15 protein-coding genes and 1 pseudogene are annotated in these 14,685 nt (G+C 45.8%); 10 read left to right on the top strand and 6 right to left on the bottom strand.

Features of this window, described 5'->3' with window-relative positions; all coding sequences use genetic code 11:
* Positions 1–168 precede the first annotated feature (168 nt).
* On the top strand, positions 169–1,560 hold the full coding sequence (locus H3H32_RS32980; protein WP_182459960.1) for a cystathionine beta-synthase: 1,392 nt from the start codon (positions 169–171) through the stop codon (positions 1,558–1,560).
* Between the two features lie 71 nt (positions 1,561–1,631).
* Complete coding sequence (locus H3H32_RS32975) at positions 1,632–2,237, top strand: PDDEXK family nuclease (RefSeq protein ID WP_182459959.1); 606 nt, start codon at positions 1,632–1,634, stop codon at positions 2,235–2,237.
* Positions 2,238–2,315: 78 nt separating this feature from the next.
* Here H3H32_RS32975 and rsgA read toward each other — a convergent pair whose 3' ends face one another.
* Entirely contained in the window at positions 2,316–3,242 is a 927-nt protein-coding gene (rsgA, locus tag H3H32_RS32970) for a ribosome small subunit-dependent GTPase A (RefSeq protein WP_182459958.1), read from the bottom strand.
* 101 nt (positions 3,243–3,343) lie between these two features.
* Positions 3,344–4,595 (bottom strand): annotated as a pseudogene (locus H3H32_RS32965) (3-deoxy-D-manno-octulosonic acid transferase).
* A gap of 60 nt (positions 4,596–4,655) precedes the next feature.
* On the opposite strand from H3H32_RS32965, the gene H3H32_RS32960 reads away from it, so the two are divergent.
* Together H3H32_RS32960 and ytxJ are read left to right on the top strand one after the other, a co-directional pair.
* Positions 4,656–4,964: a phosphoribosylpyrophosphate synthetase gene (locus tag H3H32_RS32960; RefSeq protein ID WP_182459957.1), complete on the top strand. Its 309-nt coding sequence runs from the start codon at positions 4,656–4,658 to the stop codon at positions 4,962–4,964.
* Positions 4,965–5,018: 54 nt separating this feature from the next.
* Complete coding sequence (gene ytxJ / locus H3H32_RS32955; RefSeq protein ID WP_182464560.1) at positions 5,019–5,348, top strand: bacillithiol system redox-active protein YtxJ; 330 nt, start codon at positions 5,019–5,021, stop codon at positions 5,346–5,348.
* 83 nt (positions 5,349–5,431) lie between these two features.
* Here the strand turns inward: ytxJ and folB are convergent, their stop codons facing one another.
* From folB to H3H32_RS32940, 3 genes are all read right to left on the bottom strand, one after another.
* Positions 5,432–5,782, bottom strand: a complete 351-nt coding sequence (gene folB / locus H3H32_RS32950) for a dihydroneopterin aldolase (protein ID WP_182459956.1) — start codon at positions 5,780–5,782, stop codon at positions 5,432–5,434.
* Positions 5,783–5,811: 29 nt separating this feature from the next.
* Positions 5,812–6,717: a DivIVA domain-containing protein gene (locus H3H32_RS32945; protein ID WP_182459955.1), complete on the bottom strand. Its 906-nt coding sequence runs from the start codon at positions 6,715–6,717 to the stop codon at positions 5,812–5,814.
* 120 nt (positions 6,718–6,837) lie between these two features.
* Entirely contained in the window at positions 6,838–7,734 is an 897-nt protein-coding gene (locus tag H3H32_RS32940) for a WD40 repeat domain-containing protein (RefSeq protein WP_182459954.1), read from the bottom strand.
* 332 nt (positions 7,735–8,066) lie between these two features.
* Here H3H32_RS32940 and H3H32_RS32935 point away from each other — a divergent pair, with 332 nt between their 5' ends.
* From H3H32_RS32935 to H3H32_RS32915, 5 genes are all read left to right on the top strand, one after another.
* The gene (locus H3H32_RS32935) at positions 8,067–8,924 is read left to right on the top strand and encodes a chromate resistance protein ChrB domain-containing protein (protein WP_182459953.1); all 858 of its coding nucleotides are present in this window, start codon (positions 8,067–8,069) and stop codon (positions 8,922–8,924) included.
* Positions 8,925–8,985: 61 nt separating this feature from the next.
* Positions 8,986–9,558, top strand: coding sequence for a hypothetical protein (locus H3H32_RS32930; protein ID WP_309547122.1), 573 nt, complete (start codon positions 8,986–8,988; stop codon positions 9,556–9,558).
* 59 nt (positions 9,559–9,617) lie between these two features.
* Complete coding sequence (locus H3H32_RS32925; RefSeq protein ID WP_182459952.1) at positions 9,618–10,583, top strand: DUF1259 domain-containing protein; 966 nt, start codon at positions 9,618–9,620, stop codon at positions 10,581–10,583.
* A gap of 21 nt (positions 10,584–10,604) precedes the next feature.
* Entirely contained in the window at positions 10,605–11,750 is a 1,146-nt protein-coding gene (locus tag H3H32_RS32920; protein WP_182459951.1) for a chromate transporter, read from the top strand.
* A gap of 100 nt (positions 11,751–11,850) precedes the next feature.
* The gene (locus tag H3H32_RS32915; protein ID WP_182459950.1) at positions 11,851–12,477 is read left to right on the top strand and encodes a 4'-phosphopantetheinyl transferase family protein; all 627 of its coding nucleotides are present in this window, start codon (positions 11,851–11,853) and stop codon (positions 12,475–12,477) included.
* Between the two features lie 99 nt (positions 12,478–12,576).
* Here H3H32_RS32915 and H3H32_RS32910 read toward each other — a convergent pair whose 3' ends face one another.
* Positions 12,577–13,452: a transglutaminase-like domain-containing protein gene (locus H3H32_RS32910; protein WP_182459949.1), complete on the bottom strand. Its 876-nt coding sequence runs from the start codon at positions 13,450–13,452 to the stop codon at positions 12,577–12,579.
* A 130-nt stretch (positions 13,453–13,582) separates the two neighbouring features.
* Here H3H32_RS32910 and galE point away from each other — a divergent pair, with 130 nt between their 5' ends.
* A complete protein-coding gene (gene galE, locus H3H32_RS32905; protein WP_182459948.1) occupies positions 13,583–14,632 on the top strand; it encodes a UDP-glucose 4-epimerase GalE in 1,050 nt (349 codons plus the stop codon).
* Positions 14,633–14,685: the final 53 nt, after the last annotated feature.

Here is a 14,685-nt window from a genome sequence, read left to right as displayed (position 1 = left end):
AAATTTCCCCTAAATACGAGTTGTGATAAGAGTGCAAAAACGAATCACGAACGGTTATAAACCCATGATGAACCGTTGCCGAAGAACCACTTCAGGAAAAAATAGTCAAACGAACTATCCCGTTCCCACGTTTATCCTACTAAACCACAGCGCTGAACCTTTATCAACATGAACTACTACAATTCCATCATCGACACAATTGGCAATACGCCCCTGGTAAAGCTCAATAAAGTCACAAAAGGCATTCGGGGAACGGTGCTGGCAAAAGTTGAGTATTTCAACCCCGGCAACTCGGTGAAAGACCGTATCGCGATACGCATGATTGAAGATGCCGAAGCGCGAGGAGTACTAAAACCCGGCGGAACCATCATTGAGGGCACTAGCGGTAACACAGGTATGGGCCTGGCCTTAGCAGCCATTGGCAAAGGCTATAAATGCATTTTTACGATGGCCGACAAGCAGTCGAAGGAGAAGATCGATATTCTGCGGGCCGTTGGTGCCGAAGTTGTCGTTTGCCCAACAAATGTGGCACCCGATGATCCCCGCTCCTATTACTCGGTGGCCAAGAAACTTAACCGTGATATTCCAAACTCGCTTTATCCCAACCAATATGATAACCCGGCTAACTCGGCGGCTCACTACGCAACCACTGGCCCCGAAATCTGGCGCGATACCGATGGTAAAATAACACACTTCGCGGCTGGCGTGGGAACGGGTGGCACTATTTGTGGCACGTCGAAATTCCTGAAAGAACAGAACCCGGATATTGTATCGATTGGACTGGATACGTACGGTTCAGTCTTCAAGAAATACAAGGAGACGGGTATTTTCGACGAAGGGGAAATCTATCCATATCTGACTGAAGGTATTGGCGAAGACATTTTGCCGCAAAACGTAGACTTCAGTTTGATCGACCATTTTGTGAAAGTTACCGACAAAGATGCCGCCATTATGACCCGCCGATTGTCGCGCGAAGAGGGTTTGTTTGTCGGTTGGTCGTGTGGAACCGCTGTACACGGTGCGCTGGAATGGGCAAAGGAAAAGCTGACCGACGATGATGTACTGGTTATTCTCCTTCCCGACCACGGCACGCGTTACCTGGCCAAGATTTACAACGACACCTGGATGAAGGATCATGGTTTTCTGGAAGATCGTGCCTTCAAAACCGCCCGCGACATTATCCATTACAAAAATGACAGTCCGACGCATCGGCAATCTCAGCTAACAACGATTGGCTCGGCAGTATCAGTGAGTCAGGCCATTCAGGTATTGAATCGACACAGCATTTCGCAAATTCCGGTGACCGATGAGCATGGGCATATTGTTGGCAGTTTGACTGACTCCACCGTGTTAAATCGGCTCATCGAAGATCCGTCGGTAAAAGACCTACCCGTTAGCGAAGTTATGGACAAACCGTTCAAATTCGTGGGCTTAGACAATACAATCGATGCTCTCTCATCGCTCATCGACCGCGACAACAAAGCCCTGCTCGTTCGTGACGAAAAAGAACAGGTTCACATTATTACCCAAGCCGATTTACTGGCAGCAATGACGAGTTAATGTAAAAAGAACGCAAATTAATGGATACATTATAATTCTAAATTTCGTATCTTGCCCTAAATCATAAGGCTATGGTAACAGACGCAGTAACTCCAGAGATTGCCGCCCCACAGCAGATACCTTCCTACTTAATTTACGAAACGCTCAATGGACGCCCTTTATATCGTAAGGGTTATAAGGAGGTATTGGCAAAACGTAAAACTCCCGGCGAAATCATGGGTTGCAGTGACCTACAGGTTATTATTGTATCAGCGTTACATTTATATCTAGGTAATCATGTAAATCGAAAAGCCTATTGGGTCGTGACCAATGAGCCAGGCTTACACATCCAATTGGGCGACAATTTATCCAATGATATTGCGGTTTATGAGAAAGAAAAAGTAACCGTAAAGGGTAAATTCTTCGATGTTGCCCCGAAAGTTGTGGTAGAGGTCGATATCAAAGTGGACCTTGAAGCCTTTCCAGCGATGGAGCAGGATTACGTCTACGAAAAAACGCAGGCAATGCTCAATTTCGGGACAGAGCGGGTTATCTGGATTACTACCAAATCCAGAAAAGTATTTGTTGCCACAAAAGGTGAAACCTGGATTACGCTTGATTGGGCCGCTACCATACCTGTTCTGGACGCTGTAACGCTCAATGTAGCAGATATTCTTACCGAAGAAGGGGTGCTTTAATATGTATGACATTGGATGTATGATGTATGTTGCTGCTAGCCAGTTATACATCATACATCCAATGTCATACATCTATCATTACCGCCGATTATCCCCTCCCTCAATCATACTCAAGTAGCTCATGTAGCGACTTTCGGCGATATCGCCCTCGGCAACAGCTTCTTTGATGGCGCAACCGGGTTCGTTGAAGTGCAGACAATTGTGAAAACGGCACTGGTTCAGGCGGTCGCGCATTTCGGGGAAATAATGGCTAACCTCCTCTTTCGAGGTATCCATCAAGCCCAGTTCCTTAATGCCCGGCGTATCGATGATAAACGTGTCAGGAGCCAATTCGAACATTTCGGCAAAAGTCGTTGTATGAACACCTTTATTGGCAAAGGACGAAACTTCGTTCGTACGCAGGTTTAGTTCGGGCGCAATGGCATTGACTAGCGAGGATTTCCCTACTCCCGAATGCCCCGACAACAAGGTGACTTTATGATCGAGTAATTGCCGAAAGGCATCAACGCCTTCGCCCTCTGTTGCCGATGTAGTCAGACAGTTGTAGCCAATCCGCTCATATAACTCTATAATTTCCTGCTGAAACGAAAGCCCTTCGTCGTTCAGGATATCTGATTTATTGAAAACAATGGTGGTTGGGATACGAAACGACTCTGCCGACACCAGAAAACGGTCGATAAATCCCAAGGAGGTACGCGGCATAGCCAGGGTCGCCAGCAAGACAGCCTGATCGAGATTGGCGGCCAGAATATGACCATGTGCCGTTTTGTGCACCGACTGACGAATAATGTAATTCTCGCGGGTATCAATATCAGTAATGATCACCGTATTTTCAGCCTCATCCTCAACCTCAAATTTTACCCGGTCGCCTACCGCAATAGGGTTAGTGACCTTAAGCCCCTTAATTTTGAATTTACCCTTTAACCGACCCTGATAGATATGACCATCTGCGTTACGAACATCGTACCAGGAGCCAGTTGAGCGTATGACTAAGCCTTTTTGCAATGCTTAAAAAGTAAAAGAGTGAAACAAAGCGAAAGAGTGAAACCGGGCCGCCGGTGCGGAGTAAAAGAGTGAAAATTGGCATGTACCAGCTTGACACTCATTCACTCTTTCGCTCTTTCGCTCTTTAATTTATTAACCACATCCATAACCTTAGCCGTTGCCCCAACGTTCCTTAGCACATAATTGCGGCTCACTTGAGCGGCTTCTGATGGGTTAACATATTGCTTTTCAAAAGCAGTCATCAATTCCGTTGTACTACCGATAGGGAAAGCGGCCCCTTCCGCGACCAAATCGACAGCCTCCTGATACTTGTCATACTCAGGCCCCCAAAACAAGGAAACACCAAAAGTGGCAGCCTCCAGACTATTGTGCAATCCTTGCTTGAACGCTCCGCCAATGTAGGCAAACTCACCGTATTGATACAAAGAGGATAACATACCAACATTGTCGATAAAAAGAACATCGGCCTGAACAACACTCGTTTCGTCGGTTTGTGAAAACCGGGCCGAGGCTTTTGTCAGTTGAGTCCGCCAGCGTTCAATTTCATCATCGTGAATTTCGTGTGGGGCGATAATCGCCTTTAAGGGTTTATCGAACGTATTCAGAAATGGAATTAATACACTCATGTCTTCGGGCCAGGCACTCCCAACCACAATCAATGGTTTATCTGCTTTAAATGCCTGTGCGATTGCAATTTCTTTTTTCGCAGCGGCAACTTCAGCCACCCGATCAAAGCGGGTATCACCAGCGAGAGTAACGTTGGTGATGCCAATCGTTTTTAGTAAATCGACCGACTCCTGATTTTGCACCAGAATGTGGTTGAAATACGCTAACATTCGCCGATAGAAGCCACCGTAAGGCTTGAAGAACAGCTGACTAGGGCGGAAAATAGCGGAGAACGAAATAGTCGGTACGTTGGCCTGTTTCAACTCGTAGAGGTAATTGTGCCAGAATTCGTACTTGATAAAAAACGCAATAGCTGGCTTCACCAGATCAACGAATCGGCGCGCGTTGGCAGGCGTATCGGCAGGCAGATAGATGACATAATCAGCCCCATTATAATCCTTACGGACTTCATAACCTGAAGGCGAAAAAAAAGGTGAGTAGAATGTTATGATCTGGATATTGTTTCCGAAAAGCTTCTATAACGGGCCGCCCCTGTTCGAACTCACCAAGCGAGGCCGCATGAAACCAGGCAATCGGCTTTTTGTTTCCAGCCAATTGATCCTTTACTTTGGTAGCCCAATCGCGCCGACCCTCGACCCACTTCCGGGCTTTGGGGTTAAAAGGGGCAATCAGGCTCAGCAATCGCTGAAAAACAAAAATACCTGTATTATAGAATCCCAAAAACAAGCTATTATGCGGTTGGTTATACTAACAAAACTACACACTCTCAATCAAACCACCTGATTTATGAAAACCTACGACACACTGACAGAAGCTATCGACGATCTACGTAATCAAGGTTTTACAAAGGACTATAACCTTAAGTCCGACCATCTGCATTGCCAACCCGACGACATCATTTTACGTCCTGCCGATTTTGATATCGTTAGTGTTTATCGCTTCGAAGGCATGACCGATCCTGGCGACGAAACGGTTTTGTATGCGGTTGAAGCGAAAAATGGGAACAAAGGAACATTAGTTGATGCGTATGGCGCTTACTCTGAATCTATTTCGACCGAAATGGCCGAGAAACTCCGTTACACCCCTGAGAATTAGCGAACTTTTTAGCGCCAAATACGCTTTTACGTCAACAGAATGTATGTTGATACAATGAACTGGAACAAACTAACGAGTGAAGCTCAACTTGATACTATAAAAGCAGAGTCGGCGAAGCATCCAATTCTGATTTTCAAACATAGCACGAGCTGCTCGATAAGCCACATGGCACTTAGCCGTATGGAGCGCAATTGGAACGATCAACTTGGCGTTAAACCGTATTATCTGGATCTGCTGGCCAACAGACCAATATCCAAAGAGATCGAAAGCGTATTTGGGGTTGAGCACGAATCGCCACAAGTATTGTTGATTCGTAACGGTGAGTGCGTCTACGATGCTTCTCACATGGCCATCTCGTTTGCTGGTCTACAGCAGGCGGTGTAAAAGGAGAAAGGGAGTAGGGGGACGAAAGGGAATATGGGATCTATTGAATTCCCTTTTTTCCCTTTCGTCCCCCTACTCCCTTTTTATTCTTTTAATGTAATTTTAGCGCGATGGCAAACTCCGCCGATGGGTGGGTTGAATTTTGACACACTGACCTCAATAGCTTCTAAGTCAGTGTATTTCGCCTTAATATTCCGGATTATCTGATGGGCAATATGCTCAAGAAGCCGTGCAGGTTGCTGCATAACGGCCACGGTAATCTGATATAAATCCATGTAATTCACTGTAGCGCTCAGCCGATCGCGCTCGGCGGCTTCTGAGAAGTCGGCAGTCACGATGATATCTACAGAATACTTATTACCAATTTTCTGCTCCTCATCGTAAAAACCGTGGTAGGAGAAAAATTCAAGGCCTTCTAAAGCAATTGTTCCCATAGGTAAGGCGGGTTTCTACCCGCCATACATTAAATCTGGTCGAAAAATGAGCCGCTTTTTTTGTCCTGTGCCTCCTCTGTAGCTTCATTCAAAGCGGCCTCTGGCTCAGGTGTGTTCGCTTCAGCCAGAACAGATTCGGGCGAGCTTTGATCAAGGGTCGATTCTACCTCTGCAACAGCTTCACTCGCTGCCGATTGAGTTGTTTCAACAGCCTCGTCTAATTTCTCAGCAATAGCTTGATCTTCCGGAATTGCTTCAGGCACAAATTGATCCCGTTCGATGAGATGAGGCAGCTCCGTAGCGTCGCTGGCAACAGGCGCTTCATTAGCCACTTCGGGCTTATGCGCTTCCTCCTGCTTCAGTTCTTCTTGAATCTGTGTAGAGACTTCATCAATTTTCCCCTTCAGATTCTGTTTATTGAACTTCTTTTCAAATCGCTCAACACTATCAACCGCATTATGGGCCAGGGTACGTATCTGAGCCGCCAGGTTTTCTTTATAGCCTTCTAACGCCTTAAAATCATGCTCCAGCGATTTCAGGTCATTCAAAATATTATCTTTCAAATAGCGGGCCTGATTTTCAGCATCCTGCACCATTAAAGACGTCTTTTTCCGAGCTTCGGCTAAGATATCCTCTGCCTTTTGTCGGGCCTCATTTACATATTTTTCGCCTGCGGTATTAGCCTGTTCGGTAATCTGCGCGCTATTCTCTTCCGCCGATTTAAGTGTGCGGAACAGGGTCATTTCTATTTCTTTCAACTTGCCTAACTCTTTTTCGGCTAGTTCAAGCTGCATTTTTAACATTTTATATTCGCCAGTGACACGCTCCCATTCTTGAGAGAGGGAAACCAGAAATGCGTCAACATCTTCGGTTCTATAACCGCGCAAGCCCTTCTCAAATGTGTGCTGCCGGATTTCGATGGGCGTAATTTTCATTGGTGCGCTTCTTGTTTTAATGAGTTACTGATTATCAGATAAAGGTGAAATAACAGCCATTCTACGGATTTTACAAAAAATAGACAGAAAAATAGCCGATTCCTATTTAGTCACAATTGATTAGCTCAATTTCCATACCGAAATTGTTCGGTCGTCGCTGCCCGAAAGAAGTTGTTGAGAATCTACCCAAAGTAATTTATTGACCGATGTTCCATGCCCGGCATGACGTGCTCGATCGACAACTTTTAATAATTGATAGGTCTCGGCATCCCAGATTTTAATGGATTTATCCATGCTGGCTGTTGCCAACAAACGATTATCGGGACTGAATGCCAGATGATTGATGGCAAACATGTGGGCCACAATATCGCTGTGTAACGTATAGCCTTTTTCTACATCCCAGATTTTCAAATGGGCATCACGACCTGCCGTAAGTAAGTAGCGGAAATCGGGCGAATAGGCAATTGTGAATACCGAGTTCGCATGGGCGGGTATAACCTTTTTAAGGGTATGGGTCGTCAAATCAAAAATACGCACAACATTATCGCTGTAGCCAACCGCAAATTCTCGCTCAACAGGATTTATAGCGATTGACCGCGCCGATTGCTCGGATGCTTTCAGGTGTTTTCGATTGACTAATTGATCTGTATCGACAACAGCTACGACACCATCCGAAAGGGCAATAAAAGCATCATTTTTATAGAATTTAACATCGAAAATAGCCGACGACGTTAACTTCAACGAGGCCACTTCCTTTTTTTCAACCGGATCAATCACATGAATGCCTTCATAATTCTGACCAACCCACAACAAACCGCTAGTCGGATTTAAGGCCAACGCATAAACCGATGCCGGTACGGTTGCAATTAATTCGCCAAGGTCAGGGCGGTCGAGCCGCCATCGCACTACTTTCCCATCGCCACCTGTCGAAAAAAAACGGTCTGTGGATGCACTCCCTTCGAGCGCATAAATGGGTTCACGATGCCCTCCAAATGTATCTATTTTCTCTACAACCACCTTTTTGATAGTCCCGCGAGAACTATTTGTTATGTATAACGAACGGCCTAAACAATCAACATTGAACGCCAAAGGTCGTTAAACCTGTGGCCGATTTCAATGCTGACAAAATGTTAAGAAAGATCACACTGATTACGGGTCAAATCAAGCAGTAAATGCTAACCTATTCAATCAAAAGTACCCGTTCGAGAAGAAAGGTACAGCTGCGTGAAATGCTGGTCAAGTATCGTAATTAACGATCATATCCTTAGGCTATTTTCGAGACATGGTAAGTCGTAGTTTTGTTGCTTGTTGCTGCCATCATTTATGACATAAAGCAAACTGTACTGTTTATGAAGTGGATCACACGAGAACGTCCCAAAATTGACCGTCTGGCTTGCCCGTGGCTCATCAAACGATTTATTGACCCAGAAGCGGACATTATTTATGTACCAGAAGATCAGGTAATTCAACAGGCCCAGGAGCTAAAGGCTGTCCCCTTCGATGTACCCAATGTTGAATACACTCATTACGAAGATCGCTGCACATTCGATTATTTCCTTCAAAAACATGCCCTTACAGACTCGACTTTGCACGCAATGGCTCCCATTGTTCGCGGGGCCGATACCGATGATCATGCCCTGGCAGCCCAATCGGCTGGTCTGTGGGCTATTTCGGCAGGGTTATCATTCAATATCCAGGATGACCAGCAATTATTAGCCCAGGGAATGGTCATTTATGATGCACTCTATAGTTGGGCCAAACATTTGCAAACTGTCAAGCACACCCAAAGCCCTACAGAACGACTGTTGTTGGAAATATTAAATACCTACCTCAACCGTGAAGACAAACGGAAATCACCCGTCTGGGTACATGAGTTAAAGGAATTGATTCAGGATCAGATAGATACCAATCTAACCTTGAGTCTGACCGAATTATCGGAAAATTTAGCGATCAATCCGACTTATGTATCCCGGACCTTTGCCCGCTATTTTGATAATCTTTCCTTTGGCGACTATATTCGCAAACTAAGGATCGAGAAAGCACTGCAATTGCTGGAAACAACCACCTACAATCTGACTGAAATCGCCTATCTAACTGGCTTCTCAGACCAGAGCCATTTTACCCGTATTTTCAAAAAACAGATTGGACAAAATCCTTCGCAATACCGAAAAAACCAGCTAAAAGGTAAAGCAGATACAAAAGGTTAAATTCGTTCTATTTCAGGGTTGACCATCGGCGTATTCTTGTGCCAAAACTAATACGTCAACTATGAACTGGATTGCCTACGGTCCCAGCCCAGCCAAACCAAGTAAGAATTATCTTTTTGCTCATCGTACTGCATTCATCTTCGGAATGCTGCTTTGGTGCCTGAGTATAAACATTTCTTTTGCCCAGACACTCCCCCCGCCAACCTATCCCCGTGTAGTTGGCTATCTCGGCATTGTCCATCCTCTATTGACAATCGATGAGGGAGGTTCTGAAATCAACTTTAAGGATCATTATGTAGTCGGTTTCCCGATCGGCCTGAACCTGTGGAAAAGCAAACAGATTGGCTTTTCGGTCGAAGTAGTACCTCTTATTCGGGCACAGGATGGCACCAGTCGTGTAGCCAATGTGCTGTTTCACCCCGGTGTTCTGGTCAATCTAGGCCATGATTTTACGTTTGCCGGGCGGCTGGCGTTTGAAACATCAGGTCGGTACGGCGTGACTCCAGTACTCAATAAAATTGTTCGGCATGGTCAGACGCTCAACTACTTTGTAGCCATACCCCTACCGGTGCGTTTTGGTAACGATCGGCCTATCTCAGCAACAGTTAGTTTTCAGTTTGGCATTGTTTTCTAATCCATTGTCAATCCTCACTTAGTAAGCTTTAACAACTTAATTTAAACTATAACAGCCCAATGAAACGAAGAAATTTCTTGCAAACAGCAACGGCAATTGGTGCTATTCCTCTCTGTGGAGGGCCGTCAGATCGTGGCGAATTCTTTCTAAAAACGCCGGCCTTGTCGGTTGAAGATCAAGACAGTATTGTGAGTGCTTTAGGAAAGAAAGGCATCTACATTGAAGCTCAGGCAACCTACACCGTGCCATTGCCCCGTAATGATCTGAAAGTGACGATCAAAGGTGATTCGGTACCGACTCCGTTCGGCTTCGGTGGCTGGGTTTCGTTTAAGAAAACACTGGACGGCAACCAAACCGTCATGATGAGTGATACAGTACTATTGGAAGAAGAAGTAAATCCATTAATCGACGCCACTCATGCGGCTGGTTTGGAAGTAGGAGCTATCCATAACCATTTTTTCTACGAACAACCGCGCATTTTTTACATGCACATACACGGTATGGGCAGCACAGCGGAGCTAGCAAAAAAATATGCGGAGGCCATTAAAACTACGAAGTTATTTCCGGCCAATCAGCCCCAAGCAGCCACATATGCTTCAGCAACGTCACAGACAGGCAAAGAGCTGTTCGACCTCCCTGCTCTCGACACGTTAGTACAATACAAAGGAGTCGTAAACGGCCCTACCTACAAATACACAGTTGGAAGGGACGATGTACAAATTGTGGCTATGGGCGCTGAAATGACAGCCGCCATTGGACTAAACTCTTGGGCATCATTGGCTGGCAAACAGGATGCCGCCCACATTGCGGGCGATATTGCCATGCTAGAGAGCGAAGTGAACAACGTAATCAAGGTTTTACGAAGCCACAAACTTGAAGTCGTAGCCATTCACCATCACATGTTAGGCGAAAAGCCACGGACTGTTTTTCTACATTACTATGGGCGTGGTCCTGCACTCGAATTAGCCAAAGGATTTCGAGCTGCACTCGACCAGTTAGGAAAACCGAGTAGCATGAAACATTAGCCTTTAACGCCATTTCAACCGATGAAACTACAGGCTTCTTATTCACGAAATGACTTAGTGCGCTACTTTGCCCGTTTGGGTACGCTGGGGTTTGGCGGGCCGCCCGCTCTAGTCAGTGCCATGCATCGCGATTTAGTGGTTGAACGAAAGTGGATCACTGAGGACGAATACCGGGAAGGTATGGCACTGGCACAATTGGCCCCCGGCCCGCTAGCGGCTCAGTTAGCCATCTATCTTGGTTACGTGCATTATGGTGTTTTAGGGGCTACGCTGGTAGGTGTGGCCTTCGTACTGCCTTCGTTTATTATGGTGGTAGCATTAGGTTGGGCCTATCAACAATTCGGGGGCTTACCCTGGATACAAGCCCTATTCTATGGCATTGGAGCCGCCGTAATTGGCATTATTACTATTGGCGCCTATAAACTGACGACCAAAACTGTAGGAAAAGACCAACTTAGCTGGGTGTTATTTTTGGTATCCACCATTGCCACCGCTATTACAGAATCAGAATTGTTATGGCTTGTGTTGCTATCTGGGGTGATTTATTGGCTGGTGAAAGCAAAACCCCAATTTATGCGGCCCAGTGCGGGCAATAGTATCATCCCATTCCTACCGCAACTGCAAGATATCCCCACCGATTCTACCCTTTGGAAATTAGCTATTTTCTTTGTCAAAGCAGGAACCTTTGTTTTTGGGAGTGGGCTAGCCATAGTCCCGTTTCTGTATGGTGGGGTGGTCAAAGAATACGGCTGGTTGACAGAGCAACAATTTTTGGACGCGGTGGCTGTGGCAATGATTACACCCGGCCCTGTGGTTATTACGGTTGCTTTTATTGGCTATTTGGTGGCTGGTTTTCCGGGGGCTTGTGTCGCAGCTTTAGCCACGTTCCTACCCTGTTACTTATTGACGGTTCTGCCTGCACCTTATTTCAAACGCTGGGGTAAAAATCCAAACATTAAAGCATTCGTGGACGGAATCACCATTGCGGCTGTAGGAGCCATAGCTGGGGCGGTGATTATACTCGCTCGCCGTCAATTAATTGACATACCAGCCCTGGTAATTGCGTTGGTGACTGTTGGACTACTTTATCGTTTTAAGAAATTGCCTGACCTAAGCATCATTGGAGCAGCGGCCGTAGTGGGTTTGCTTCTACGCTACATTATGTAAGGAATAGATCAAGTAGTTATAAGAACCACTACTATAAATATGTCAGGGCCATTCACAGTTAACCCTTTCTTTTTCCCGTACGACTTCCGACTTTTGGTTTGTGACTTTACAACTAACCATAAATACCGACTGTGTAGCAGTACTCCAGGCCATTACCGAAGATGAACCAACGCTTCGGATAGGTTTGCCATTAACTAGTGTAGAGCGCGAAGAATTAGAACGTATTACCCACCCGGCTCAACGGGTTGAATGGTTGGCCTGTCGAGTAGCCATTCAGCAATTGATCGAAGCACAAGGTCAGACTTATCAGGGCTTACAAAAGGATGAGTTTGGGAAACCATCTCTCATTGGCACGCCCTGGCATATTTCGCTCTCACACACCAGCGGCTGGGCAGCTGCGGCCTTACACCGATCCAGACCCATCGGGATTGATATTGAGCCCATTCGAGAGCAGTTCAGGCGAGTTGTACCCCGTGTTTTATCGGCCGATGAGATTGCTCACGCCGATAATAATCCAAATCGATTAGCAGTGTATTGGTGTGCCAAAGAGGCTCTGTATAAACTCTATGGAAAACGGCAGCTTACCTTCCGCGAACACTTACACGTCGAACCCTTCGCCGATAACGCCGAACAACTCGTTGGTCACGTACGATTGCCCGATCATGAAGAACAACTAACAATCAAGTGTTTTCAGGCTGGACCTGGGCTGCTGGCGGTTGCGTATTGAGTTGTAAAGTTGTAGCGTTGTAAGGTTATAAAGTTGGCTACCGCATGCATTAACTTTATAACCTTACAACGCCACAACTTTATAACTTAATAAATTTCATCACCGTTGCGTGTAATCGGATAGTGGCAAACCATCGCCATCATCCCGAACGGCATTAAGAATCTGTTCAACCTCACGTACACGTTCAGTATCGCTGTTTTTTTCAAACGCCAACATCAAATTTCGCAACACTCGCCGAACGATATCAGCGTTGGTGCAAGGCTGATAAAACGTATCTAATCGTTTGATATTTAATTGATCAATATATTGGTCAATGTCTTTGGTCGTAAAGACTAATCCTCGGTTAAAAACATTGATATAAAACTGAACGCCACTAGTGTTCTTATACGTGAGTACAAACAAATTAGGCAGATTGACGCCATAAACGGGTAGATTCAATCGTTTGGCAACCAGCATATAGAGTACACAAAGCGTAATCGGATTCCCCCGGCGCGACTCCAGTACCTGATTGATCATGGAGTTGGCAGGCGAGTGGAAATGCTTTGTATTGGGCGCAAACTTTAGCTTAGTGAAAAAGGCAGTATTCATCGCCTTAATCTGCTCGTCGGGATGCATATCGGGTTTAAAATCTACCCAAACATCGTAGAACAACTGCTCAACATCCTGTTTAAGTTTTTTGAGCGAAAGGTCAGGGTATTGATAGGTTGCTACGATCCAAAGCCCCTCGAGCAGATCCATAGCTCCGCCATTTTTCCAATCGCGCATACGATCCAGAACCGATTCATATTGCAGGTCATGGATAATCTCTTCAATACGTTTTTGAAGGGACGAATTGAAACTTCCCTCCCATTCGGTTTCTAAAAACGGAATCATTTGCCCGCCTATTTCCCGAATGCGCTGTTCAACATGCTCTACAACTTCCTGATCCTCGTCGTCCAACAGCGAAATAAGAGCCTTCAATTCATTGTCGTTCATTTGTTTGTGCCGCTTTTTGGGATAGCCCTTGAATAAATACTGCTTTCGTAAACCTTTTGAATATACTACTTTTGTCTGGTTATACGAGTCGCTATACTAAAGTAATAACAAAATTTTTATAAAAAACGGTTTGACTTCCATAGGCAATACTCCCAAAATTCTGGTGACTGGCGGGGCCGGTTTCATTGGCTCCCATACCGTTGTGTCATTAGTCGAAGCCGGTTTTGAACCGGTCATTGTCGATAACTTTTCCAACTCCGAACGCTCAGCACTTGATGGACTGCGGGCCATTCTGGGACGAGATGTAACGTGCTACTCCGTCGATTGTAACGACCCCGTTGCCATGGACGACATCTTCCAGAAGGAAACGCCAATTGGAGTTATTCACTTTGCGGCTTTCAAAGCGGTTGGTGAGTCGGTAGCGAAACCACTGAAATACTATCGAAATAACCTTGATCCGTTAATGCTGCTTCTGGAGTTAATGCCGAAGCACAACATAAAAAACCTCGTATTTTCGTCGTCCTGTACGGTTTATGGCCAGCCCGAAGAGCTACCTGTAACTGAAGAAACACCCCGGCTTCCGGCGCAGTCACCCTACGGTAACACTAAAGCGATTGGAGAAGATATACTCCGGGATGCTATACAGGCTCAAATACCGGTTAGGGTGCTGGCTCTCCGTTACTTCAATCCAATTGGGGCACACCCGTCTGCTCAAATTGGTGAATTACCATTAGGTGTTCCTGCTAATTTGGTGCCGTTTATCACACAAACAGCCGCGGGTATCCGCTCTAGTCTAACGGTGTACGGTGATGATTACAACACGCCAGATGGCACGTGTATCCGTGATTATATCGATGTGATGGACCTTGCCGATGCCCATGTGCAGGCCTTACGAAACTTAAATGAGGCTACTGCCGACGCCAGCTACGATGTTATTAATATTGGTACAGGGCGTGGTGAAACCGTTTTGAACGTCATCAAGACGTTTGAACAGGCAACCGGCGTCAACGTAAACTATGCCATCGGCCCCCGCCGACCTGGTGACGTTGAGCAAGTTTATGCCGATGTCTCAAAGGCAAATAATGTGTTAGGCTGGACGGCTCGTCGTACCTTAGCCGAGTCATTGCGAGATGCGTGGCAGTGGCAGCAGAAAATCAGTTCTAAAGTTGCAGAGTCATAAAGTTGTATAGTTTGCAGGGCCTCATGTACACTATTGACTTTATAACTCTATAA

Origin of the sequence: Spirosoma foliorum (genome assembly GCF_014117325.1) — a bacterium.
GTDB lineage: Bacteria > Bacteroidota > Bacteroidia > Cytophagales > Spirosomataceae > Spirosoma > Spirosoma foliorum.
This window is presented reverse-complemented; position numbering and strand designations above follow the sequence as displayed.

Coding starts and splice junctions, on each gene's coding strand:
- H3H32_RS32980 (WP_182459960.1), top strand. CDS start 169: ATGAACTACTACAATTCCATCATCGACACAATTGGCAATACGCCCCTG.
- H3H32_RS32960 (WP_182459957.1), top strand. CDS start 4,656: ATGAAAACCTACGACACACTGACAGAAGCTATCGACGATCTACGTAAT.
- H3H32_RS32930 (WP_309547122.1), top strand. CDS start 8,986: ATGAACTGGATTGCCTACGGTCCCAGCCCAGCCAAACCAAGTAAGAAT.
- H3H32_RS32935 (WP_182459953.1), top strand. CDS start 8,067: ATGAAGTGGATCACACGAGAACGTCCCAAAATTGACCGTCTGGCTTGC.
- ytxJ (WP_182464560.1), top strand. CDS start 5,019: ATGAACTGGAACAAACTAACGAGTGAAGCTCAACTTGATACTATAAAA.
- H3H32_RS32975 (WP_182459959.1), top strand. CDS start 1,632: ATGGTAACAGACGCAGTAACTCCAGAGATTGCCGCCCCACAGCAGATA.
- H3H32_RS32920 (WP_182459951.1), top strand. CDS start 10,605: ATGAAACTACAGGCTTCTTATTCACGAAATGACTTAGTGCGCTACTTT.
- H3H32_RS32945 (WP_182459955.1), bottom strand. CDS start 6,717: ATGAAAATTACGCCCATCGAAATCCGGCAGCACACATTTGAGAAGGGC.
- H3H32_RS32910 (WP_182459949.1), bottom strand. CDS start 13,452: ATGAACGACAATGAATTGAAGGCTCTTATTTCGCTGTTGGACGACGAG.
- folB (WP_182459956.1), bottom strand. CDS start 5,782: ATGGGAACAATTGCTTTAGAAGGCCTTGAATTTTTCTCCTACCACGGT.
- H3H32_RS32925 (WP_182459952.1), top strand. CDS start 9,618: ATGAAACGAAGAAATTTCTTGCAAACAGCAACGGCAATTGGTGCTATT.